Annotated in this window: 17 protein-coding genes and 2 tRNA genes; 3 read left to right on the top strand and 16 right to left on the bottom strand. The window is 41.6% G+C overall.

Translation table 11 applies throughout. From position 1 onward, the window contains the following. Positions 1-37: 37 nt before the first annotated feature. From AB5935_RS06095 to AB5935_RS06085, 3 genes are read right to left on the bottom strand one after another with little or no spacing between them, the layout of a single operon-like run. The gene (locus AB5935_RS06095) at positions 38-931 is read right to left on the bottom strand and encodes a hypothetical protein (protein WP_165861743.1); all 894 of its coding nucleotides are present in this window, start codon (positions 929-931) and stop codon (positions 38-40) included. 3 nt (positions 932-934) lie between these two features. Then, positions 935-2,062 carry a hypothetical protein gene (locus AB5935_RS06090; protein ID WP_185150551.1) on the bottom strand — a complete coding sequence of 376 codons (1,128 nt, stop codon included), beginning with the start codon at positions 2,060-2,062 and terminating at the stop codon, positions 935-937. A gap of 20 nt (positions 2,063-2,082) precedes the next feature. After that, complete coding sequence (locus tag AB5935_RS06085) at positions 2,083-2,358, bottom strand: hypothetical protein (protein ID WP_007838828.1); 276 nt, start codon at positions 2,356-2,358, stop codon at positions 2,083-2,085. Positions 2,359-2,393: 35 nt separating this feature from the next. Between AB5935_RS06085 and AB5935_RS06080 the strand changes: the two genes are divergently transcribed. Then, positions 2,394-2,576: a hypothetical protein gene (locus tag AB5935_RS06080; protein ID WP_230325576.1), complete on the top strand. Its 183-nt coding sequence runs from the start codon at positions 2,394-2,396 to the stop codon at positions 2,574-2,576. 81 nt (positions 2,577-2,657) lie between these two features. On the opposite strand, the gene AB5935_RS06075 is transcribed toward AB5935_RS06080, so the two are convergent. Beyond that, complete coding sequence (locus AB5935_RS06075) at positions 2,658-3,893, bottom strand: site-specific integrase (protein WP_033572552.1); 1,236 nt, start codon at positions 3,891-3,893, stop codon at positions 2,658-2,660. Positions 3,894-4,367: 474 nt separating this feature from the next. Next, positions 4,368-4,443: transfer RNA gene (locus AB5935_RS06070), tRNA-Phe, on the bottom strand. Positions 4,444-4,625: 182 nt separating this feature from the next. On the opposite strand from AB5935_RS06070, the gene AB5935_RS06065 reads away from it, so the two are divergent. Beyond that, a tRNA-Pro gene (locus tag AB5935_RS06065) sits at positions 4,626-4,698 on the top strand. A 455-nt stretch (positions 4,699-5,153) separates the two neighbouring features. On the opposite strand, the gene AB5935_RS06060 is transcribed toward AB5935_RS06065, so the two are convergent. The 7 genes from AB5935_RS06060 to AB5935_RS06030 form a co-directional block, all read right to left on the bottom strand. Then, the gene (locus AB5935_RS06060; RefSeq protein WP_038612652.1) at positions 5,154-6,191 is read right to left on the bottom strand and encodes an alpha/beta hydrolase family protein; all 1,038 of its coding nucleotides are present in this window, start codon (positions 6,189-6,191) and stop codon (positions 5,154-5,156) included. Positions 6,192-6,224: 33 nt separating this feature from the next. After that, positions 6,225-7,667: a RagB/SusD family nutrient uptake outer membrane protein gene (locus AB5935_RS06055; protein ID WP_007841112.1), complete on the bottom strand. Its 1,443-nt coding sequence runs from the start codon at positions 7,665-7,667 to the stop codon at positions 6,225-6,227. Positions 7,668-7,696: 29 nt separating this feature from the next. Further along, positions 7,697-10,993 carry a TonB-dependent receptor gene (locus AB5935_RS06050; protein ID WP_007855345.1) on the bottom strand — a complete coding sequence of 1,099 codons (3,297 nt, stop codon included), beginning with the start codon at positions 10,991-10,993 and terminating at the stop codon, positions 7,697-7,699. A gap of 155 nt (positions 10,994-11,148) precedes the next feature. After that, on the bottom strand, positions 11,149-12,147 hold the full coding sequence (locus tag AB5935_RS06045; protein WP_038611808.1) for a FecR family protein: 999 nt from the start codon (positions 12,145-12,147) through the stop codon (positions 11,149-11,151). A gap of 60 nt (positions 12,148-12,207) precedes the next feature. Beyond that, positions 12,208-12,798 carry an RNA polymerase sigma-70 factor gene (locus tag AB5935_RS06040; RefSeq protein WP_038611811.1) on the bottom strand — a complete coding sequence of 197 codons (591 nt, stop codon included), beginning with the start codon at positions 12,796-12,798 and terminating at the stop codon, positions 12,208-12,210. A gap of 448 nt (positions 12,799-13,246) precedes the next feature. After that, complete coding sequence (locus AB5935_RS06035; protein ID WP_007848349.1) at positions 13,247-14,788, bottom strand: glycoside hydrolase 43 family protein; 1,542 nt, start codon at positions 14,786-14,788, stop codon at positions 13,247-13,249. Positions 14,789-14,883: 95 nt separating this feature from the next. After that, positions 14,884-17,040, bottom strand: coding sequence for an alpha-galactosidase (locus tag AB5935_RS06030; protein ID WP_008672642.1), 2,157 nt, complete (start codon positions 17,038-17,040; stop codon positions 14,884-14,886). A 187-nt stretch (positions 17,041-17,227) separates the two neighbouring features. On the opposite strand from AB5935_RS06030, the gene AB5935_RS06025 reads away from it, so the two are divergent. Further along, the gene (locus tag AB5935_RS06025) at positions 17,228-18,124 is read left to right on the top strand and encodes an AraC family transcriptional regulator (protein ID WP_007838852.1); all 897 of its coding nucleotides are present in this window, start codon (positions 17,228-17,230) and stop codon (positions 18,122-18,124) included. 12 nt (positions 18,125-18,136) lie between these two features. On the opposite strand, the gene AB5935_RS06020 is transcribed toward AB5935_RS06025, so the two are convergent. The 4 genes from AB5935_RS06020 to AB5935_RS06005 form a co-directional block, all read right to left on the bottom strand. Then, positions 18,137-20,107 carry a sialate O-acetylesterase gene (locus AB5935_RS06020; RefSeq protein WP_007838853.1) on the bottom strand — a complete coding sequence of 657 codons (1,971 nt, stop codon included), beginning with the start codon at positions 20,105-20,107 and terminating at the stop codon, positions 18,137-18,139. Positions 20,108-20,199: 92 nt separating this feature from the next. Beyond that, on the bottom strand, positions 20,200-23,142 hold the full coding sequence (locus tag AB5935_RS06015) for a discoidin domain-containing protein (protein WP_038611815.1): 2,943 nt from the start codon (positions 23,140-23,142) through the stop codon (positions 20,200-20,202). A 29-nt stretch (positions 23,143-23,171) separates the two neighbouring features. After that, on the bottom strand, positions 23,172-24,194 hold the full coding sequence (locus AB5935_RS06010; RefSeq protein WP_007841134.1) for an aldose epimerase family protein: 1,023 nt from the start codon (positions 24,192-24,194) through the stop codon (positions 23,172-23,174). Between the two features lie 89 nt (positions 24,195-24,283). Next, positions 24,284-25,903 (bottom strand): RagB/SusD family nutrient uptake outer membrane protein, encoded by a 1,620-nt coding sequence (locus AB5935_RS06005; protein ID WP_007838856.1) that lies wholly within the window; start codon positions 25,901-25,903, stop codon positions 24,284-24,286. Positions 25,904-25,924: the final 21 nt, after the last annotated feature.

Genomic DNA, 25,924 nt, shown 5'->3' with positions numbered 1-25,924 from the left:
ATGGAAACCCTGCCGGGAACCCATCCTGCATACTGATTCAAGCCTGCACTTCCTTCTTTTCCATTCTGATGCTCCGCAGCTTGTACAGCAGGTAATGGAACAGTTCCAGGTCGTAGATGCGGTAAAAGAACTTTTCCCCTGTTTCTTTGACCGTTCCGGCGAAAGACACAGACTCTCGGTTGGTGGGATATTGCAGAAAATCCCCGTTTGCTGACAGGGTATGTCTGTTTTGCACCACTCTTTCCAGGAATCTGCCCATATCGTCGTTTCCCTCATAGCCGGAGAAGTAGAGGAAATGATGGCGGCGCAAGCTTTGGAGAACCCTGGCTGTTTCCTGTCTTGCATCCTTGCCGGAGGATTCGTCCGTACCTTTCACCAGGTTGCAGATGAATTTCTTCTCTCCATTTTTGTCAAGGAACAGATATGGGACTATAACTGTGAAACTATGCCGTGTATGGTCAAATATTCCCATTGGTTTTTCTTTGAGGATGCCGCCTTTGAATGTGACCTTCCGGTAATGTCTGTCCATTTGCTGTTCCAAATCCTTTCTTGGTGTGTTCACAGAACGCAGCCCCGTAAAATACCGTCCGTCTATCCGGAAGCAGAACCGGTGAATGCCGGCATGATACGGCTCGCTCATGAAAAAGAAATTCCGGGTGTGCCGGATGGGTGGCTGGGTGTCCATATAGTCAAAATAGTCCTCTTCCGTAATTTCACAGAACGGGGCGCAGAGAGACTGCAGGTGGATCTGCATTTTTTTGCAGATGGCATTTCCGGGCACGGCAATGAGGCTGGGGTTATTTTCCCTTTCCCTCAATTCTTCCAGTGTTTCGTGACCATAATCACTATGTATCCCATCAGACATGACGGTCAGGCAACTGCCGTCAAAGCAACGTGAATCAATGATGAATCTCAAATTGTCGTTTTTCATGGCTCAGATGTTTTGAAGGTCCAACAATCTTTTTGCGGCACCGAGAGCATTGGAGGTAAGCTGCCGTTGCCATGCCTTGTTTTTGGGTGACCAGCGGAATCCGGAGGATTTCAGTTCCTTTCGTCTGCTGTCTTCGGGAATCCTGTCAAACAGGATCTGAAGGCGGTCTTCCCCATAGTTCCATACAAGTGTCCCACCCTCGAACGGCACTTCCTTGTTTTCCCGGCTTTGCATCGCTTTCAGCTTTTCGCACATCCGTTCCGCCAGTTCCGGCAATTGGAAGAATTTGTTTCTCGGTGTGATGACGGGTTTCTTCACCCTTGCGTTATATTCGGAAATGAAGTCCACGGCCCTACGGACGATTTCCACTTCCCCGTGATTGGCCAGGGTGGATACCTTGTTCAGGATGCTGCTGACAAACAGGGCACGGCTATAGCCCCGGCATTGTCCGGTATCAATCCCGTGGATGGTATCGGCGCTGCTCTTGATGTCGCGTTTGAGCGTCTGCCATGCCTTTTCCTGTTTCTCTTCCTCCGGTCGTGCGGCTTCCTTTTTCCGTCTGACGGTTTCAAGAACTTTTTTCCGCCAATTGCGGAATTCTTCGTAACGGTTCTGATAGCTTCTGTTCGCTTTTTCCTGCCTGTAGTAATCAAATCCGCTCCGTCCCGTCACCATCGGGTTGGCACAGCGGGAGAGGGCCGAGAGCTGGGCGGACAACTTCTGCCGGTAGGCGGCGATGTATGTATCCCGTTCCTCTTCCGGCATGAGTTGCAGGTCGTTGTGCAGCTCCTCTCCGTAGATCATGATGTCCGTCTCGCCGCGAATCTCCGGATTAAAGGAACTCCAGGCGTATGCGTCGCAAGCCTGTTTCCACATATCATCCAAATAGGCAGGATGTTTGAATGCTACGGCTTGCCAGTCTTTGAAATCCCTGGAATGCAATTCATTCCGTTCTTCCGGATTCCCATACAGGTGTGTGTAATTGGACATTCCATGATGCTCTTTTCTGAAAAGGAACGGTACGGGGGGATAGTCCGTACCTTTTTTCCGGATCATCGTGACCCTGTGTGCATTCTCTATGGTTAGGTCTGCTACTTGTTCCTCGCAGATCTTTGCTGTTGTTTCATTCATAATCATTACTTTTTTAAATGTCAGCCGTAAATCATTTCTTCCAGTTCATCGTCCGTCAACAGGCGGATCTCTTCGTCCGAACAATAGTAAGCGATTTCTTCGTCCAAATCGAATGCTGCCGGATCAAGGCTTCTGATGCCATCCAGCAGTTCCTGTTCCAGTCTTTCTACGGAAACCAGATAGTTTCCATCTTTGCCTTGCACTTCCCGTGCAGGATAGCTCATTTCCCGATAAACCAACATCGTCATTTCCGGATTGGCTTCCTGCTGTCCTTTGCTTGTTGTCTTTCTGTTCATACCTTTATTTTTTTAAGTTTGACATGATCGGCTCCATGGAGCCGGATTTTCGTTTTCTTACTTGCCGGGCTGTCTTTTGTCGGGGATTGAGCAAGGCTTGGCAAAAGAAAATACCGCAGCGAAGCGAGGATGATTTTCTTTTAGCCAACCAGCCCCTGAAAGGGGCCGCCTTGCGCAATCAACCCGACAAATGGCTATATTTGCAGGTAAGAAATTGAAAGGACGGCAGGATATTGTGAATTATAGATTACAAAAAAAGCCATCCCCAGGGGGACGGCTTAATGACTGAATTTGTATACTTATTGTGCAAGACGCTCCTTCACGTTGTTCATTGCTTCTTTCAGGCTGCTGTTCATGACCCGTGCATAATGCTGTGTCATACGTGTGGAGGCATGGCCGAGCATGACGGAAACATCTTGAAGAGGCACATTGTTGGCAAGCGTGACCGTAGTCCCGAAAGTGTGACGGGCAACGTGCGTGGTCAGATTCTTCTTAATGCCGCAGAAATCGGCTATTTCCTTGAGGTAGCTGTTCATCTTCTGGTTGCACATGACGGGCAAACAGCATCCTTTCTTAATGCAGGTCGGATGTTCCTTGTATTTCTCCAATATGGCCAGGGGTACGGGCAGCAATGGAATATTGCTGATGGAAGAGGCCTTCCTACGGTGTTCCAATTTGACCCTTCCTTTTCTTATCCACCAGTCTCCGAGATTGTCCTGTACCAGATTCTCTTTGTTCAGACTGGCAACATCGGAGAATGCCAGACCGGTGAAGCACGCGAAGACAAAGACATCCCTGACCAGTTCAAGCCGTGGAATGGTGAATTTCTTTTTCATTACGGTCTGCAACTCGTCATAGGTCAGGAATACCGGATCGGTCTCGTCCTGCTCCATCTTGTAACCGTAAAAGGGATTCTTGCGCATCCATTCCTTTGCCAATGCCATATTGGTAAATTTCTTGAAGCATTTCATATAACGGACTATCGTGTTCCGGCACAGTCCCGCCTCCGTTTTCAGGTAGATGTCAAACGCACGGATGAACTCCGGTGTCAGCTCATGGAAAGTGACATCCTCCTTTCCGTAATAAGAGGGGATGAGCAGCTGTAATTTCTTCACCACGTTCTTATACCGGTTGATTGTGACGGGAGAGTAGTCTATACCCGCCAGTGTTTCCATTTCCTTGATGCCTTCCCTCATGGTGCCGAGCAGTGTACGCATTTCGGTGTCTTTCCCGAAAACACGTTTAAGAATCAGTTTTGGGGTAATCAGGGCCTGTTCCAATACCAGTTCCTTGTGTTTTTCCAAGGCGCGTGCGTGCAGTTCGGCAATATAGGCGTTCAGTGCCACTGATGCCCTGTCCCTGCCTTTACTGCATCCTTTGGCGGCGTTCCATAAGTTCAGGGGTACGCTTCTTTGGATACGTACATCGTCATAGTCTCCATTGATGGTTATCCGCATCAATACCGGTGCCTCACCGTTTTTCAACAATTTCGTTTTAAGCACGAAAAACAGAATGTTCATTGTTCCTTGTTTCATCACTTTTGTTTTTTTGAGGTGTTACATTCAATTGTTTCGTCAAAACCGGATGGCATGAGGATATGGAGCGAAATGTTAAATTCGGTGGCTTTTTTGAGGGACTTGTGGAAAAGCCATAAAAATCCCATTTTTCTCAGGTTCGAATTGCCTTTTGTATCCCGGGTTCGATTCCTTTTTTTTATCCCGATGGGAAATACCGAATTTTTAAATTTCTTTCACTTTTTCGACTTCATCCGGTCATGTGTGCAAAATTACTTTTTCACACCGGAGATTGGAATTGTCAAACAATTGAAAAACAATGAAGTATGGTACATATTTATGGCTTTTTCAAAAGCCTTAAAAAAAGCCACTGAATTGGCGAAATCCAACTTCACAAATATGTAGCGGAATGCGTAGTGAGGGTAAAAAAAAGAACCCTTGAACTATCTCTAATTCAAGGGTTTTCATGTGTGAAAAGCATTTATGTACTTTCTTTGGTGGTGCCACCAGGAATCGAACCGGGGACACAAGGATTTTCAGTCCTTTGCTCTACCAACTGAGCTATGGCACCAAGTCAGTGGTTAAGCACATAGGAACTTACTTCTCAGCACATTCAATAAAAAACCTTAGCTTCTCGTTTGTGGTTGCAAAGGTAGACATATTTTTTGATTCTACAAATTTTCTACAAATTTTCTGTGAAATTCTTTTTGATTTCAAAAAAAATGCCTTACCTTTGCACTCGCAAAACAGAAACGGAATGTAGCGCAGTTGGTAGCGCACTACGTTCGGGACGTAGGGGTCGGGCGTTCGAGTCGCCTCATTCCGACACTGTAAAGGATAAGAGGGTGTATCGTAATGAACGATGCACTCCTTTTTTTCATCATGCCCTATAGTAACCAGTTAACTGAAATGAAGACTTATCCAAGAATTATGAGAAAAGATTATTCGAGAATTCTTGCCCGATTTCAAAAAGTTACATTTTTCCCTACCATAGTAGTTGGAATCCTGATACAAGTTCTGCCGGATCCTGCACCAAGTTCTGTGAAATCTTGTGCCAAGTTCTGCCTCACGACCTCACTCTTCCAGTGAAAAGACTAAATATTTACTTTTAGAAATAATAAAGAAAAATATAGATAGCGCTCCAGTTCTGCCACAACCGCCAATCGGGAGGGAACGGCAAACCAATGTCCTAAAGCATAAAACCTCTGCGGTTAATAAAAGGCCGGTTACCCCATTACATGAAGTAACCAGCCATCCATTATCCTGTTACCTAGTTAATTATCAAAACTTATAAGCTGCTTTACGTAACTCTTTCACTGAACCGAATGGTTTATTGGGCTTCAGGTAACGACCCATGAACTTATAAATGTCCAGACGAATCTTGCTTGACTCATAAGTGTCTAACCGATCAAAACTATGCGCACCGGGAGCACGCTCAAATATCTTATATTCAAACTTTTTGCCTTCTGCTTTCAAAGCTCGAATCATTGATTCCACTTCGATCACATTTACATCATCATCACTGGTATTGGTGTAGATAAGTAACGGGTCTTTCAACTTCTCCGCATGCCACACAGGAGAGCGCCGTTTGTATTCCGCAATATTATCCTTGGCAGTCTGCCCGATATGATTCTTGGCCGAAAAGATTTTGCGATAACTGTCGCTGGCATATCCCATACGCATGATTACATCCGAAACCGGTACACCGGCGAAACCACATTTATATTGTCCCGGATAATTGAAAAGATTCATCAGCGTAATCATACCACCATGACTCCATCCCATGATACCCACACGGTTACCATCCACAATATCAAAATTGTCCACCATATAGTTACGGCTGATATATACATCCTCATTCTCCAATCCACCATAATCAATATTATTGTATGTACCCGAACCATATCCTGTACTTCCCCGGTAATCCGCTGCTACCACAATATATTCCTGCGCTATCAACTCGCGGATGATATGAGCATAATAGGTGTCCATATCGGCATGTACCCCACTATGAGGAAATACGATTAACGGATATTTCTTGTTTTCATCCACGCTTTTGGGAATAAAAATGTATGCTCTGAATTTAAGTTCGTTACCGGCACTCATCGAAGTAGGGTTGAACTCCTTCCAACGCGGTGGTCCACATAATATTACCTTATCTACATGGGCGATATCACCCACTTTCTCGTACCACAGGACATCATCAATTTTTTTCATTAACTGGTCAAACTGATGAACGGACAACTGTGCCCGTACTACTCCGGGCATACTACATAGGCAGCACACCAATACCACAAATTTTACTATTCTGTTTTTCATAAGCATATATTTAAATAATAATTATATAGAATATCAACTCTTGGGGTATCCCGGATTTTGTTCCATTTCAGGACTAAAGATAAACTGGTCCTCAGGAATCGGCAACACACATTTATAAAAATCCCAATCCACTTCTTCGTCCACACTGGGCAAATGATATCCTCCCTTCCGAATAATAGTCTTACCATTCCGCAGCAAATCAAAGAAACGATGTCCTTCACCTACCAGTTCCTTACTTCGCTCGTCCAAAACACGATCCAAAGTATAGTCAGCCATTGTCACTTCGTTCTCAGGATTACCCCGTTTCACAATATCGTTCAAATAGCCAAGTCCTTGAACCGCAGCATCACCACCCAACTTACAACCAGCCTCAGCAGCAATCAGGTACACTTCGGACAAGCGAAGGACCACATTATTACATTCCAGCGGTGCAGTCTTCATGTCCGTCCCTCTCAGTTTGTACAACCACCATACCGTTTTTCCCGCATATTTATTCTCCTCCAGCAACTGCCCACGCACATCTCCCGGATCAGCCAACATCTGCTCCGCATATTTCTGAGTGACAAATCCCTTCTGATAGCCATACCAGTTCAATAAATACCCCCATGAATCCCGTCCCGGAGTATCATCCACACTATTGGCTATCTCAAAAAACGATTCTGAGCCAAACTTGGTTTCCACCGACCAGGCAGCCACATATTTCTCATGCGGATAAAGTGCATAGCTTCCCGATGCATCCACATCCTTTATCAGTTGCTCCGCCATATCAAACGCTTTCCGGTTATCATTATGATACAGATAAACACGAGCCAGCAATGCACGGGCCGCATACTTGTTCATACGTCCGTTATTTTTCTCTTCGGACATCAATGTAACCGCCTCTTCCAGCGTTTCTATAATAAAATCGTACGCTTGAGCAACAGTAGAACGAGAAGGATTTTCGTATGTTCCCACCAAATGATCTATCAACGGAGCACCCAGTGACGCACCATTATCTTTCGTATAAGGATATCCAAAGCAACGGGTCAAATCAAACTGGCAAAGCGCAATCACCGCCATCGTTTCACCTTTCAAAGCATTCAGTTTCTTTTCATCCCCACTTTCAATTTTTCCTTCGGCAATAGCATTCAGAATATTCCACGCCTCACGAAGAATATAAAAAGGTCGTCCCCACAATGAACCGGCATTCAAACTATTAGGACGATGATTGAACATATAGCATGTATTGCATACTCCACTTTCCTCAGAACTCTGCATATCATCCCCCTTCATATCTCCATAGGCAAACATAGCAGCCCCATAATATCCGGAACCCGACATCAGATCATACAATCCATTCACCGCATTATCCACATCGGTTACTGTACGGAAAGCTATAGCAGTAGGAATCTTATTGCTAGGAGCTGTATCGAAGAAATCACCACAACCGGTAACAAGTAGTGAAGCTAATCCTAAAATAAAAAGTATTTTTTTCATAATGGTTCTGTTTTTAGTGCAATTGATGATTAAAATTTAAGTTCCAACCCGAAAGCATAAGTTTTCAATGGAGGGGTGTAAAATCCTACCACGCCACTCATCTCAGGATCATATTGGCCGTAAGCTGCCCATGTCAACAAATTCGTACCCGAGAAATAAATACGGGCATTCCCTATTCCTAATTTCTGCAACCATGCTTTAGGAGCATTCAATCCCAATATCAGACTTTTCAGACGAATATGATCCGTAGAATGGATGGCACGCGAAGAATTATAGTTACCCCCTTTTTTATTCCCATATACAAAACGGGGGACATCCGTTATATCACCCGGTTTCTGCCAACGGCGGCGTTGCTCGGTACTTTTATTGCTTATCACTGAATAACCATCATCTTGCAGAATATAGGATGCATTATCATACGAATAACCACCGAAACTATAAGATAAATTGAATGACAAGTCAATGAATTTATAATTAAAGGTATTCATAAAGCCTCCCGAGATAGTAGGCGTAATATCTTTCAACGGAATAGGACTTGCCTGCCCCGGATCGGTCACTTTATTTTTTGTATAATTGCCATTCTCATCCTGTTGGTTATCATAATACAAGGCACTTCCAGTCTCAGGATCCACCCCCGCATACTCACGCAGATAAATAGTATTAAATGGATAACCTTCCTTACGTACATACCTGCCATCCACAAACCAAGGCAGATCTGCCAGTTTCAGAATCTTATTTTTATTATGGCTCAAATTGAAGGCGGTAGTCCAGCTAAAATCTTTCGTCTTGATGTTATTGGAACGAACTTCAAGTTCCACACCGGTATTCCGCATCTGTCCCACATTGGTCAGCAGAGAAGAAAAACCGCTGATGGAATTCAATTGCTTGCTCATCAATAAATCTTTCGTTGTACGCGTGTACCAATCCAAAGAAACATTCACACGACTGAACAAGCCGATATCCAGCCCCAAATTCAGTGCATAATTCTTCTCCCAAGTCAGTTCCTCATTCCCCAATGTACTTTCCCACGGAGAAGGTTTTCCATTATAAAACGCCCCTGTGGTATAAGTACTCTGATAACCATAATATGAAGAGGGAAGATTCCCATTCACCCCATAGGAAGCACGAAGTTTTAAATCACTTAATACTGATTTCAACGACTGCATGAACTTTTCCTGAGAAAGTCTCCATGAAGCGGACAAGGACCAGAAATTCCCCCAACGAGTATCGGGAGACAAGCGGGATGATCCATCCCTGCGAAAACTGAAACTGGCATAATATTTATCACCATAAGAATAGTTCACACTAGCCACATAGGACATTAATGCATCTTCCTGCAATTTCTGGTCAGCATCTATCGGATCGGCTGCATTTCCCAATGAAGTGTTGATATCCTGCCCGTAAGTTTTCTTTGCAGCATACAAATCCTCATAATCATACTTCATCACCTCGAAGGCAGCGACCGCACTAACAGAATGTTTACCGAAAGTTTTAGAATAAGTCAGATTATTCTGTGAAGTATACCGCATACGGTCAGTCATCTGCATACGTCCCCGTCCCTGATAAGTAGCTCCATCACGTCCTTCAGGAGACTGAAAGAAAAAGTCCTTTGTCAACGAATAATCTACCGTAAACACACTGGATATCTTCAAATTGTCCCACACATTATAAGCTATTTTAGCCGTACCCATCGCACGTACCGTCCGAGCATAATAATCATTCACCTCGGCCTCCAATACCGGATTATATCCATTGTTTTCACGATACCCGCTGGCATACGTTCCATCCTCATTATAAATGGGAGTAGAAGGCGTCAGATTCACTTTTGATGCATAAATGGCACTTCCATAAAATTTACCCTCAGGTAAATGAACGTTCTTTGTCCACGAAAAAGAAGCGTTCATTCCAAATTCCACCTTTTTATACTTGTTACTTGCATCCACACGCCCCGTAAAGCGCTCCATTTCTGAATTCAGGGAAACACCCGTCTGCTTGGTATATCCCAAAGAACCGATAAAACTGGAATTTTGGTTGCCAGCACTAGCAGACAGGTTATAATCCTGTTGATAACCTTTCTTGAACAGAGCGCTTTCCCAATCCGAATACCCCTGAGGCAGGCGTTTGGCATACTGGTCGATATTCGCATCAGCATACTGCTGTGCCTCTTGTTCACTTACTCCCTTATCCAGTTGAAAATTAACCAGTCCTTCATGAATCAATTCCCTCCTTTCCTCACCTCCCATCAGCGGACGATATGTATAAGCGAAATCAGTGATTCCATATTTTGCCGCCATATTGACACGAAGTTTACCTTCTTTTCCTTTTTTAGTAGTGATAAGCACTACTCCATTAGCACCTTTCGCACCATACAATGAAGCCGAGGCTGCATCCTTCAAAACAGTGATACTTTCAATATCTGCCGGATTCAACGTTTCAATAACTCCCATTCCTCCCGCTTCGGACATACTGGTAAAGTTACTCAAGTCATAAGATGGAATAGGCACTCCATCTAATACATACAGAGGCTCGGTGGAAGCATTCATAGAAGCGATTCCCCGTACCCGTAAAGTTGTTTTCGCACCGGGTTGCGAAGAAGTACCGGCAACTACACTGATGCCCGGTATATTCGATTCAATCATCTGCCCTACGGATACAACAGGTAATGCCTCCAGTTTTTCTGTAGTCAGAACAGAAGCAGATCCCGTATAAGTTGCCTTCTTAAAATCTCCATATCCGGTAACGACCACTTCGTCCAACGTATTGGCATCTTCTTTCAATACAATATGAAAGTCTCCCTTCCCTTTTGTCGGAATATCCTGTGCCAGATATCCTATATAGCTCACAACCAACGAAGCGGATTCGTCCACTTCCAACGTAAACTTTCCATTAAAGTCGGTGATAACCCCATTGGTGCTTCTACCTTTTTCCACCACATTGGCACCAATCAGAGGTTCTCCCATTACATCTTTCACCACTCCCGTCACTCTTTTCTTTTTAGAACCAGGCCGCGAAACAGCTTTCTTCTCGATGAAATAGATTTTGTTGTTTCTGATCTCAAAAGTAAGATCAGTGCCTGAAAGGAGTCTTGTCAATGCCTCCTTCAGTGTAACATCTTTGAGTTGCATGGTTACCTTACGATTCACATCGACCAACTGGTCACTGAAAACCAAGCTCATACCAGTCTGGCTTTTAATAGATGCCAGTACTTTTTCCACCCTCTCATTCTTAAAGTCTAAAGAGACTTTTTGCGACTGTGCTGAAACAGTAAAGCCAAATAAAAGGACTCCCAACAGCAGTAATGTCTTCATTTTGGTTCTTGCTTTCATTTTCATCAATAGTATTAGTTTGAAACAAAAGAATTTCTTATATAGGCTAACACATCACTCCAAAGAAGGTATGAGTCCATTTTTCATTTTTTAGAAAAAAAATAGATGCAAGTGTATTCACTCACATCTATTCCACTTTTCTTCTATAACCCTCGTTATTTAGAAGTTACTTCAAATACACCTTCTTCTATTTCCGTAAAAACAATATTCGAAACGGCTTCCAAATCATAGAGCACATCTGATGCATTGACTTTTCCTGTTGACAGAGTAAACCTGTTCTTCAATACCGCAGAATCTTTCACTATGAAATGAACATCATAATGTCTTTCCATTACCTTTATAATTTCACCGAGTGGAGTCAGGTAAAAATTAAGGCTGTTGACACGCCATGCCGAAATCTGTTCCATATTATCCGGACGGGAGATCAGGCATTTCCCCGACTGACGGTTATATTCCGCACTCTCCCCCGGAACAAGTCTGTACTCCTTCGCATTATGATCTCTGAAAAGAATTCCTCCTTCATCCAAGGTTATCCAAATATTGGGTTCGGCGGAATATGCCTTTACATTGAATTTTGTTCCAGTTACTCTCACTTCCACCCCTTGCAAATCCACCTTAAAAGGGCGGTTCTCATCTTTGGCAACATTGAAATACCCTTCTCCCCAAAGCTCCACCGTACGATTGAACAATCCAAACTGCTTGGGATACCTCAAGCGAGAATCCGAGTTCAAATGTACAATACTGCCATCCTGTAAAATCACCCGGATCTGTTCACCATAAGGAACATTTATGTCAGCATATTCCGGTTCAGAGAAAATGCCCGTCCGGTTTGCCAAAAAGAACAAAGAAACACTTAAAAAAACAAACGGTAACAGCACAGCCGCCACCCACATCCATCTGCGACCAACCGGGCGTTGTCCGCGCTCACATTTTATCTCATTCATAAAACGCGCTTTCATCTTTACTTCAGGTATGGAATGCGAGTCAACACTTTCCGGCATTTCTTCCGACAACATCCCGATTTCCCAGTCAAAGCGTTCCGACAAATACTTATTACCTTCTTCCGTAGCAAACCAACCAGCTACTTTCCGAGCTTCTTCAGGAGAAGCTTTGTTGTCAAGCACTTTAGCTATCACCGACTCATCTATCTTCATAATCTATTTTTTTTGTATATTTATAATAACACCTCATCACAACAAAAGTATGAGTACATTTCAGACTATTAAATTAATCCATATCACAGGAAACCATATAATTAAAGACTCTATCTCGTTACGGAGGGCTTTTATAGCCTGTGTGTAATGGGATTTCACAGTAGGAACAGTTATCCCCATCCTGTCGGCTATTTCCTGATTGGATAATCCATATTCTATTTTCAACAAGCAGATTTTTTGTTTCTGAGGAGGAAGTTTATCTATAGCAACCCGCAGGAATTTTCCGAGTTCACCATTTTCAAATTGTGTCAAAAAGTCGTCTTCATCTTCATCATTCACTTGTTGGGCCATTTCGTATAGTTTCTCGAAAACCAAACTACGATGCCTCAATTCATTCAGTATATAATTCTTTAAAATAGTAAATAGCAAACTACGGATACCCGACTCAAAGCTAAAATTTGTCCGCTGCTCCCACAATTTCATAAAAAGATACTGAGTCGCATCTTCCGCCTCTTCTTCTGATTTCAAAAAACGATAGGCTATGGTATATAATAACCGGTTATAGCGTTCAAAAACAGCGGCAAAGGCATATTCTTTCCCACGGCGAAGATCGTCATATAGTTTCTGATCAAAATCCGGATATTGATTCATAATAAATGCTTTTCCTAGTTTTATTAAAAGGCCGACTTAACACAAAGATAGTATAATTGAACCTATCTTGTCTCAGAATACTCAAAAAATATACATCATTTCGTTTTTTAGTTCTAGAATTCTTTACACAAAATAGGTTATAAAAATCACTTTTTGATACGGAAGAAAAGTGAATAAGACACCGTGATATCTTTTATCTCGGCGTCTTATTAATCACATGCCGGTGTATTATCCCGGATTTGAGATATAAATCCGAATCCCTGCAATGACCCTACTTGAACAAACATTTTACTCCCCAACTCCAGACTCCGAAAGTTACGAATATCCCTTCTTATAAATAACAGTTATCTCTGATATAAAACTTGGACCCGAAAGATTATACATCTTACAAGTGCAACATATATAATGATAACACCTGAAGATTTATAATGTGTCACGGCATCTTCTATCAATTAAAATCATAATTAAACCAATCAAAATAACATTTACCGCCTATTCCCAACGTATTATATGAATACAAGCCCACACGCGCACCTTTCCAATCGCCGAACTTTAACGAATAAGCATCTCCACATAAAATAAAATTACAGTTATCAAAACTATAGAACAACTGGCAGCGATTCTTCTTTGCATCCAACATAACACGTAAATAGATTTTTTTACCGGAAACCATCTTTACTTGCTGAACGTCACCATTTTTTTCTAAATACAGATAATTTTTACCTTCCTCACGACTAATGCCAATTCCGTTATAAAGACTGCCTGTGCAGAACAATCCACCTCTTTGTCCATCAGCCAGCGCTGAAAAATCAAGCAACACAGTGGCTGTGCTTAGATACCCCATACATTTTTGAGTTAACATATTGCGAGATTCTCTTAATGTTGCAGCCTTCAAGGCTTTCAAAGCAAGCCAGCCCCTACGCTCATTTAAACTCCAATGAGTATTCACTGGATTATGATTAAACTGCCATTGCAGCCCTAAAGTGTAAGAATTGAAATCATCAGTCGTTTGAGGGTGAGAAACAAGAACACTTTTGCTTACACCAGGCTTTGTCCAAACCTTTACCGGCTCACCTATCCCATTCATATCCATATCCACCCCTATCACGGGCCAATTCTCCATCCAACAAACAGGCTGCAAATGCACGACACGTCCCAAAGGTTCTGTCAATTGGAAATGAAAAAACCACCATTCTCCTTCAGGCGTATCTACTAAAGCCCCTTGATGAGGACCATTTACAGTAGTGTTTCCCTGTTCCAAGACTACTTTCTTTTCGTATGGTCCATAGATATTTTTTGAACGTAAAATAGTCTGCCATCCTTCGCCTACTCCCCCTTCAGGAATGCTTAGATAATAATAACCATGCCGTTTATAAAATTTAGTTCCCTCAGCTACAGGACCTGTATAAATAATTTTCCCATCATCCAACAAAGTTTTACCATCCGGAGTCATACGATGTAGATAAATAGGACCTGCCCCTAACTGGCTACGCCCCATGTAGGCCTGTCCATCCTCATCCCAAAAAGGACAGGGGTCCTCCCAGCCGCCTATATTCTTCACACAATGCAACGGCGTCCACGGGCCATGAGGATCAGTAGCAGTACTCATCATCAGTCCTTCTCTAGGTGTACAAAAATAAATCCAAAATTTACCATCATGAAAACGGATAGCAGGCGCCCAAGATCCTCCTCCATAATTTTCATTATTATCCCATCCGGGAAAATCAAACCGATTATACACTTGACTGATGATTCTCCAGTTCACCATATCATCTGATTCTAACACCGGCATCCCGATATAATGAAAATCAGAGCAAACCATATAATATTTATCTCCCACTCTAATCACATCAGGATCAGAATAATCTGCATTTAAAATAGGATTTATATAAGTTCCATTACCTTGGTCACCCCAAGAAACAGCTTGTCCTTGTACCTTTTCCGACAAAAACAGCAAAACAAACAGAAAAGCCAAAAAGAAAAATCTCATAGTATCATTCATCATTAAAAAAGAAAATTGCCTTCATCATTCCTAAAGATAAATGATAAAGGCAATACACTAAATTATATACAATCAATCCCAAATCATTCAGCTACAACTTCAATTACGCGACTGTTAAGTTGCTGTGCAGTAAACAAATTCAATCCTACATTCATCAAAAATTCTCCTGAGAAAACCTCACCATTACCTGATAAAGAAGAGTTGGCTCCGGGCATTAAGTTAATTTCTTTCACACGATACATTTTGTCTGCATCAAGCCCCTGCAAACGCACCGGCAATATTTTTTCCGCATAACGAGGATGAATATCGAAAGCAAATACCGCTGCTTTATCCTTATCTTTGCCCACATACATAGTAGAGGTATGATTACTGCCATAAGGAGAAACTAAACGATACATATCACCTTCCAGAACTACCGGCTTCAAACGGTTATAATTCTGCACAGCAGTACGGCAATAAGTTTCATCATCCTTACTCATATCCGCTAATTTGATATCAAAACCAAGTTTGCACATCATAGCCACATCCGTACGGAATTTCACACTGCTATTCTTATTCCATGTAGTAACATGAGCGCACATTGTCTTGACTGGGAACACCTGTGAGAATCCCCACTGAATAAATAAACGTTCAATAGGGTCAGTATTATCACTAGGCCAGAATTCTGTAAAATATTTCAAAGCCTCATAGTCTGAGCGTCCACCACCACCGGAACAAAGCATCATCGGCAGGTTAGGATATTTTGCTTTCACACGCTCCAATACATTATACAGGCCACGCACATAATCAATATATAAATGTGACTGTTTATTTTTCAAATAAACAGAGTAAATATTCGTAATAGGACTATTGCAATCCCATTTGAAGAAAGCGATATCAGGATATTTAGTCATCAAATTGTCCACAACTCCGAATACATAATCCTGTACTTTCGGATTGCTCAAATCCAGAACCAATTGGTTACGGAAATAATACTCGTCACGATTCGGAAGATGAATCACCCAATCTTTATGCTTTTCATATAATTCACTTTTAGGATTCACCATTTCCGGTTCAATCCAAATACCAAACTTTATACCTTTTTTCTTAGCCGCTTCCGTCAGATAACCTACGCCGTGAGGAAGTTTATCAGCCGTTTCATCCCAGTCACCTAATCCTTGATGGTCACCACTGCGCGGATACTTGTTGGCAAACCAACCATCATCCAACAAAAACATATCCACACCCAGTTCTACTGCATCATCCATCAGCTTCACCAATTTCGCTTCATCAAAATCAAAATAGGTGGCTTCCCAGTTATTCAACAAAGTCATACGAGTCTGGTTCCCATCCTTCACCTGATACTTACGGGCCCAATCATGGAAATTACGGCTAGCCTGTCCTTTACCTGTAAAACTGTAAGTAAAATAGAAATCGGGAGTACGAAAGATTTCATTCGGTTTCAGACTATATTCCGAAGCATACGGATTAATTCCTGATATAACACGGAGTTCATTCTTATTATCCACCTCGAATACAAAACTGAAATTACCCGTCCATCCTAATGTTCCGACCAACACTTCACCTTGGTTCTCTTCTGATTTTCCATCCAATGAAAGTTGGAAGAAAGGAGAGCAGAACATATTGGCACGTGCTCCCAATTTAGTATCAATCGTTTTTTTACCAAATTCCAAAGGTTGTTCCTTCACATGCGCCTCACTAGCCCAGTCTCCCGAGAATTCAGTCAGGAAATAGTTGTCACGATTCAAGTGCAACATGGAAGACGCGTACTTATGAAGCTGCACAGGTTTCTTTTCCTGGTGGCTGATTTCAGTGAAAGTCTTTATCAAATTTTCTTTCTGATAAGCCACATAATGAAGTTTTACAGTTACAGGATATTTATCATCCTGCATAGTAATCACCACTTCATCTACCCCCGGCGACACTTGATTCCGAGTATGAGAAACATATTTTAATAAAGTAGAAGGATTGCCATCATTATGTACTATATGAATAGCCGGTTCAAAATAATCTTCCATGCCATGAGTAAGGTATGCTTCGCTACCCTGTGGCAAATGGGCAATATCTGTAGCATAATTCAACTTCTTTCCCAAATAACTTTGATATAGACGTCCGTTATTACCAACCCGGTAAATAAGGTCTACATTTTCTGTACTAATTTTAATTACTGTCTTATCTGCCGCTTTTAACATAAATGATATGCATAAAAAACATATCAAGAAGAATAATCTTTCTTTCATGGTATTATTTATCGATTAAAATTATAGTGCAAAAATAGGGAGAGAAGCTCAAAAATCCCTACTCAAATGCGCCATAAAATAAGAATTTTGACGCTTATACCCTCAAAATCATCGAAATCAAGCCTGTATTGTAGGTAAAATCAAGGAAGTCTGCTATCTTTGTTATCCAATTCTAATACATGGATATATGCCACGAATTAAAGAGGGATTTAAAGGAGAACGCGCCATCGTACTTCCTGCTTTTCTGATTGAAGAATTAAAGCAAGATCCGTTAGGCAGCGAACTTTACATTACAGATATAGGATATTATCCTCATGCCTGTTTTCATTACCGGAAACGCAACACCGAGGAAGCAACCGAGTTTATCCTTATTTATTGTATGGAGGGAGAAGGGTGGTTCGAGTTAGACAAACATCGATATGTAGTTACCGCCAACCAATTTTTCATTCTACCTAAACACCAGGCACACGCTTATGGCAGTAATGAGAGAAATCCCTGGACTATTTACTGGATCCATTTCAATGGAACAAAAGCTGCATTTTTCAGTGCCGGTTTTGACCGTCCGAAAGACATCACTCCACAAGAGGATTCACGAATCAAAGAAAGATTAGTACTCTTCGAGGAAATCTACTCGTCCATCAGCTCCGGATATAGCAAAAACTATATGCTTTATGCCACTACCAGTCTTTTCCATTTTTTAGGTTCCATGAAGTTTATTGGTGAATATCGGGATTGCGGTTCTATGCGCAATGGTTGCAGAAGCAAGGATGTGGTGCAAATAGCGATTCATTTCATGCAAGAAAATTTGAGCAAAACCATTCGCCTAGCAGATATCGCTGCGGAAGTAAACCTCTCAGTTTCCTATTTCTCCAATCTGTTTGAAGAAAAGACAGGCTCCTCTCCTCTTCGATATCTTACCTATCTCAGAATACAGGAAGCCTGTCACTACCTGGATTTTACTAACCTAAAAATTAACCAAATAAGTCCCTTGGTAGGCTATGAGGATTCTCTTTATTTCTCCCGGTTATTTACTAAGACGATGGGGATGCCTCCATCAGCTTATAAAGAAAAGAAAAAAGGTTAAGACTTACACCATCTACCAACAGTCGGTCCGGAAAGGGGCAACCGGGAGCCCGTTCTCTCCGTACAAATTACAATCCGGATTATCTGCCCAGCCATAACGTGCAGCAAGAGGGGCAGGAACTTCAGTAGAAGAAAGTATAATTTTTCCATCATGGACCATAGCCTCTGCCGGATAAAATACACGGTCCGGCCCTGCAATGGTAAAGCCTTTTAAAGTTGTACCTTTAATCTGAAATCCATCTTGCTTTTGTCCGAAATCCAATTCCATCTTGTTCCCCTTAATTATATAATTTTGGAATACAGGAGCCGAACTTGAAACATTTTTTCCATAACTACCGGCCAGGGCAACCAAAGCTAAACGGCGTCCCACCTCTTGCTTATTCTTAGGATGAATATCATCAGCCAAACCAATATCAATGGTCACGGCCATACCAACTTGGTCAAGTTTTAATGCTTTAGTTTGCGCTTCACGCAAAGCCGCCCATTCGGAATCCGGCTGTATTTTCTTGGATTCCATAAAATTAGCCAATTGTACAAAATAAAAGGGGAAATCACTCCGCCATTGTCGGCGCCAATCCGTAATGAGAGCAGGAAACAAATCTCCATATTGTTCTGAACGACCTACATTAGCTTCACCTTGATACCATATTACTCCTTTAATGGGAAAAGCAGTCCATGGTTTGACCATCGCATTGAACAGCACCGTAGGATAACTGGAGCTTTGAACAGGAGAAATCGGTGCAGGTGGAAATCCTGTTAAAGAAAGTCCGATACGATATTTCCAATCTCCAGCCAAACTGATCCGCTTTCCATCAGCTTCTACATAAAGGTCCTCCGCCTTGCCATGAATACCGCCTTCTCCACCAAAATCAGAAACACGAACAGCAAGAACCGCCTTACCAGCCTTCACTAGTTTTGCAGGAATGGTATAAGTACGCGGTGTCATATAGCCTGCCCCTCGGGCAATCTCCACCCCATTAAAATAAGTGATATCTTCATCATCAATCATTCCTAAATTTAGTTTTAACGGTTTACCAATCCATTCTGCTGGAATTTCAAAACTACGACGGAACCATACTACTCCATCAAAATTTTTCAATCCATTCTTTTCCCAGTAATCAGGAAGGCACATATCCCACCATTGTCCTTCTGACAAGTCCGGTGCAATCCAGCAAGGCTTATCTTCCTCCATTCCCTTATCTTCCTTAGAAAAAAGAGATTGCCACTCAGAGCGTTCTTGATTATAGGCCTTTTCCATACGAATAGGGTCAAAGTCCAATTGTTCCATCTTAGCCAACTCTTCACGAAAGCCCAGCACCTGTTTCAATGTTTCATAGCTGGTCCACGCTTCAGCAGGCGTTCCTCCCCACGTACAGTCAATCACACCCACAGGGACATTTAATTCTTTCCATAATGAACGGGCATAAAAATAAGCGAGTGAAGAGAATTCAGGAATTGTGGCGGAAGAACATTCCTGCCAACCTCCCATAGTAGACTCCATATCACTCAACGGAATTACTGAAGTATTCTTCTTCACTTGAAACAAACGGATAGAAGGATAATTCGCCTCCGTTATCTCCTGCTCATAATTCATGACTTTCCCCCAACCCGCAACAGGCATCTCCATATTAGACTGACCAGAACAAAACCATACCTCTCCCACCATTACATTTTTTAATTGCAATTTCTTACCATCCGTAAATGTCAACGTATAAGGCCCTCCTGCAGCAGGAGTAGGCACAGACAAACTCCAATAACCGTCCTTATTCACCTGAGTCACATACACTTCATTATTCCAGCCTGTAGTTACTTTTAAGATTTTACCCAATACCGCTTTACCATGAAAAGTAACCTCCGTATTTTGCTGAAGAACCATATTGTCCGTAAAGTAAGCGGGTAAGACCACCTTGGCGTAAGAATTTACATACGCCAAGAGAGAAACACATAAAAACAATATTTTATTTCCCATATTTACCAAATTCATTTGTTCCACTATTATATTCTTCTTTAATCATACATCATCGGAAGCTACACCAATCTGAATTTCAAATTCTCCAAGCTCCACCAACTCGCATCTTATTTATTATTATAAGGTGTTACCAACAATTTATAGGAACCACCTTGCAATAAAGCCTCATCAAAAGTAATACATATATCTTTGGTTTCACCCGGCATCAATGTGAAATAATTGTCATTCATAATAGCAGGAAGAATACGCTCTCCATCTGAGGTCCGAACAGCCTGAACATATACTGCAAACGCCACACCTTTTGCAGACTTTAGGTGAGCTATAGCTGCCCGAATCTCTGCCTGACCATTTTTACGCAACAATTTAGAAGAAACTTTCAATTCGGCTGCCGGCAAAGTATTCAAAGCCGTAAAGTCCAAACGGTCGTTGCCACGCCAATAATTGTTTTCAGAAACAACCTTTCCTGATTTATCTTTCAACGTCAGGCGGATAAAATGTACATCGCTCAAACCCTCACTAGGCTGTGTTCCACCCAATACATCAAAACTCCATAATGAATAACCAAACCACCAACCTAGTTCCGTCCCAAACATACGTACATAACGGGCATCAACTTCGGGGAAAGTAATTTCATCTATTCCTCCACGTCCTTCATCAGTTTTATATACTTCTTTCCAAGTCTCGGCGTCATCTGACACTTGAATCTTATATCCTTTACCAAAAGATGCCTCCCAATTCAAGCGAACCCCACCTACGGGTTGCACACTGCCCAGATCCACATAAAGCCATTCATTTTCCGCTTTTGCCGCTGCCCAACGGGTATCTTTTTTCCCATCCGTAACATCTGAAGGCTGTCCATAAGTGGTACTTGAAGCAAAGGTCGGTTTATTTAATGACAGATTTTTACGCTCTTTATTGAAATCTATCGTAAAACATTGCACAGTAGAATTGCTAGGAGAGTTCACAATAGCTGATTTTGTATAAGCCTCCACAGACTTTCCATCCAGATTGTAAACTTTTACTTCAGCAGTCAAACCTTCCATATCACATGCTGTGGTATTAGCAATCTTCACACCGTCCGTCACAGGATTCCAAAGAATATGCACCGGTTCACAGGCTGATTTTGCTCCCCAAAAGGCTCCTGTCAAATCATAATAATAGTCATAAGTTTGCCAAACCATAGACGGATATGCCGACTGTCCCATCCAAATCATGATACCTGATGCATCCTCCCACATACGATCCAGCCAACCCTCATACATAGCCTTATTAGATTCAATATTGACAAGCTGAGCCTTACGGCAATAATCTTCAATCCCTTCGGGCTTGCCAAAACCTTTGGTTATAGAAGCATCATAACGATCGGGAGCTGCATTAAAAGCATTTTGGCCAAAATAGTGCTTGTTCCACATTTCATCACGAGGCCACCAGTTCTCCTTGGGCATAAATTTCTTGAAGCTTTCAAAGGTAGGAACTACAGCTGTGCCAATTTCTGTACGAAATCCCCAGCCACGCGCCGGATCTCCTTCCAAGCCATCAGGATATTTAGTAAAATAAAAGCGAGGCTCAAATGCTCCCCACGGACCACTACCGGTCAAGCCCTGAGCATGGGAGTTTGCTTGAAAATAACGATCACCTCCATCAAAGGTCCTAATATTTTCCGCCATCCATCCTTCTAAAGGAGGCTGAGGATTAGATTCATTATCGCCACACCACACGGCTATACTAGGGTGATTACGCACACGTTTTATTTTCTCCATCATATTATTATTGAACACATTGAGGTCATAAGGCAAATTCGGATTAGAGTTTATCCAAAAATCATCCCATACCATAATGCCATATTTGTCACATGCCTCGTAGAATTCATCATCTGTAACAGAGCCGAGCCAATTACGTATCATATTAAAATTCATTTCCTTATGCAGGCGGACTTTGGTATCATATTCCTCGCCACGGCAACGAAGCATATATTCAGACATCCCCCAATTCGCTCCCTTAACAAATACCGGAATATCATTAATATAAATATGGAATGTATTGCCCTCTTTATCATAAGAATATTTCTTTATACCAAAAGAAACATCTTTCGTTTCCGAAACTCTTCCATCCACCATCACCTCAAACTTACAATGATAAAGATTGGGTTCTCCATACCCATTTGGCCACCACAGACGCGGCTGGTCTATACACAGTTGTGGAAAATAGCGTTTGTCAAACTTCACCTGTTCAGTAGTATGGGCATTCACGTCTAATTCTTTTTGAAAAACAATGTTTCCTGGGGTAATTGTTCCGCGCACCAATACCTTCGTCTTTTCTACCGAATTATTCTTGACATCAAGCGCCACACTCAAATCCGCTCTGGCACGGGTAGGTAAATTAGTACGTATCCAAGGATCAATTAAAGTAGCTGTTCCCGTATTAGTAAGAAATACCTTATCGGTTATACCACTATTCAACCCCGGCACATAAGGCATCCAATCCCATCCGCCACTAGACAAATAGGTTGGACTGCCCTGATTAGCCAATGGAGTATCAGGCATATGAACAAGTACAGCCAACACATTTTCTTTATCACGATTTACTATTGAAGTAACATTAAAATGTCCACGATGCATAAACCCATCCAGTTTACCTAATAATGTTCCATTCAGATAGACTTCCGCACGACGGTTTACCCCATTAAAATTCAACCATATCAATTCTTTTGTAAAATCAGCAGGAACACGGAATGTAGTACGATACCAAAAGCTACAGTCGTATTTGTCTCGATTTACCTGATGAATATTGTCACCAAAGTTAGGATCTTTCTCCAGCCCTGCTATTACATACGAATTAAAAGCTGTTCCAGGCACAACAGCATCTACCCAAGCAGAAACATTGTATCCGTTTCCACAAAGTGACTTCACATCCGTTCCGACTTCAGCCTGAGGCTTTAACTTCCATTTCATTTGTGGGTTATCGCTATGTAAATACACAGTTTGAGCATGCAGTACTTGCATACATCCCAGTAGGGCTAATACAACCCATGTTTTTTTTACGTTTTTCATATTATAGTCTTTTCATATTTATCAATCATCTATTTCTCTTTTTGCACCTGAAAACTAAACAAGGTGCAATGCTCATAAGCTTTCTCCGGTAACACCAGGCAAGAAGGAAAATCCGAATGAGAAGGAGTATCCGGATAAAATTGTGTTTCCAAACAGATGGCTGTATCCGGTCGGTCATAATATCCCGCTGTATACAAAAGAACAGCAGGCAAATCAGTCATCACTGTCATTTTTCTTCCTGTAACAGGTTCATATAAAGAAGCAGCCTCTAACATCTCCTCAGACATTTTATCTTTCAATATATAGCAATGATTATATCCTTTATTCCAAAGTAATTGCTCATGATCAGCATATAAGTCTGCACCTACCGGTTTTAGGGAAGTAAAGTCAAACGGAGTATTTTTCACCTTCATCTTTCTTCCCGTAGGAATGAACGCCGAGGTAGTATCCAATATCCGGTCAGACGAAATATGCAACCGATGCTCTGTTATCTTTTTTCCATTTCCGCGCAAATTGAAATATGCGTGATTAGTCATATTGATGTAAGTAGCACAGTCTGTTTCCGCATAATGCCGTACAGAAAGTTCATTGTCCTCATTGAAACGATAGTCTGTTATCACATGGATATTTCCCGGGAAACCTCCTTCTCCGTCTGGCGAATACAGACTAAAACGGATGCCATCCGGTAATTCTTCCCATTGCCACATCTTGTTATGAAAGCCGGAAAAACCTCCATGATTGGTATTATTCCCATCATTAACTTCCAAATGGAAGGTTTTCCTATCTATTGTAAAAGAAGCATCAGCAATACGATTGGCAAATCTGCCAACAGTTGCTCCCATATAATAAGAATCTTTCAAATAATCGGACAAGGTATCATAACCGATCAAAATATTGGCTAATGCTCCCTGAACATCGGGTACTGAAGCTGTAATCCAACGTGCCCCCCAATTAGTGAATTCCATATAAGCTCCCGAGGAGTTCATTACGGTAAATCGTAATACAGGTTTTCCGTCAGAGGTATAAGTTTCTATTTTATGTATTATTTTCATATTATTCCAAATTTCAGAAAAAGAAAAAGCATCAGGTAGGAAGCAGATGTTTCCTCCTGATGCTTCTAATTTATATGGATAGAAACAATTTATTTGCTATATCCCGGATTCTGATCTTCAGGGCCGAATGCATCATTTGTTTTAATTTCAGTATCAGGAATAGGATAGCGCTTATGGAAATCTTGAATTGTTCCTGATTCTTTTGCCCAACGGTTACGTTCTTTTATCAATTCTACAAATTTATTAGTACGAAGCAAATCAATACGTCTCCAACCTTCGAAACAAAGTTCACGCAAACGTTCATCCATTACTTTATCACGGAATTCATCTTTGCTCATTCCCGAATTCCATTTCTTATCTTCTGGCAAGTTTCCTCCCCATGCACGAGTACGAATTTGATTATTCACGATCTGTACTGCTTCCGAAGTCTGTCCTAATTCATTCAGACATTCAGCATGCAATAATAATATATCAGCATAACGAATCATTGAAAAGTTCTTACCAGAATTCCACATGTTATTAATGCCAAGCCCTGAAAGAATATCTGTACGATAGTCTTCATATTTCTTTATATGCGGTTCCAATTCATCTGTAGTTCCCGTCCATTGAGTCTTTGACAAATCAGGAGTTACATATTCGAATGTTCCATCTTCTGAATATTTATTAGTATAATACGTAAAATCATAACGCAATGCTTCTTCTTTACGCAAATCTCCATCTTCCCAAATGCCACCTTCTTCTACCGTCTTATAAGCAAAAGGAGTCGGAACTAGAAAGTCGTAACCAGAGAAAGAGCATCCCTGACCAAACCAAGAGTCACATGCACGAGAACCACAATCAAACTCCCAATAATTACAATCAGGATATACATTATTAAATTGCAACTCAAACAATGACTCTTTTGTATTAGGATTATCATAACGATACAAGTCAGCATAATTATTCAGCAATTCATATCGCCCCATATTAATAATAGTCTTAAAACATTCATCAGCCTTGGCAAAATCCCGTAATCCTGTCTCTTCCGGAGCTGCCATATAAGCCTTTCCTAACATGGCCCATGCAGCCCCAACAGTAGCACGCTGCGGTTCACTATTATAAGACTCAGGCAAATTATTGGTAGCAGTAATAAAATCATTAATAATATATTCCCATACAGTCTTTAAAGGTTGACGTCCCAAGCCCAATTCATCAGTACGGTTCATATCTATCACAGGGATTTCACCCCAATACATACTTAATTCAAACATTAATAAACCACGAATAAAGCATGCCTCTCCCATCAACTGTTTAGCACGTTCCGGTTCTTCAGTGGTCATACCCAATGCATATATAGCTTTAGCAGCTGAAACGACAGCCGGCCAACGGTTGTTCCAAATAGAACTAACCTGAGTAGATGTAGGATTCAACTGTCCATTATATTTATCCATACCGGCTTGATCGCCTGAAGAAATCAACTGATAATTACCCTGCTGTGTTTCATCTGTCCCCAAATAAGGCATCAATCCATTACGTCCTTCTTTACAGCCCCTATAACTCTTATACAATCCAAGAACTAAAGGTTCTACATTATCTATTTTTTCAAATACTTGTTCTTCAGTCAAAGATCCCGTAGGTTCTACCTGCAAAAAATCCGAGCAAGAGGAGGTTTTCAGTGCAAAGGTCAAAGCCAAAGCATATATCGCACTATATCTATATATCTTTTTCATTGTTGTGTTTTCTTTTAAAGT

Source organism: Phocaeicola sp. RTP21198st1_B8_RTP21198_201120 (assembly GCF_040929485.1).
GTDB lineage: Bacteria > Bacteroidota > Bacteroidia > Bacteroidales > Bacteroidaceae > Phocaeicola > Phocaeicola dorei.
The sequence above is the reverse complement of the archived record's forward strand: the minus strand, read 5'-3'. Positions and strand labels throughout refer to the sequence as shown.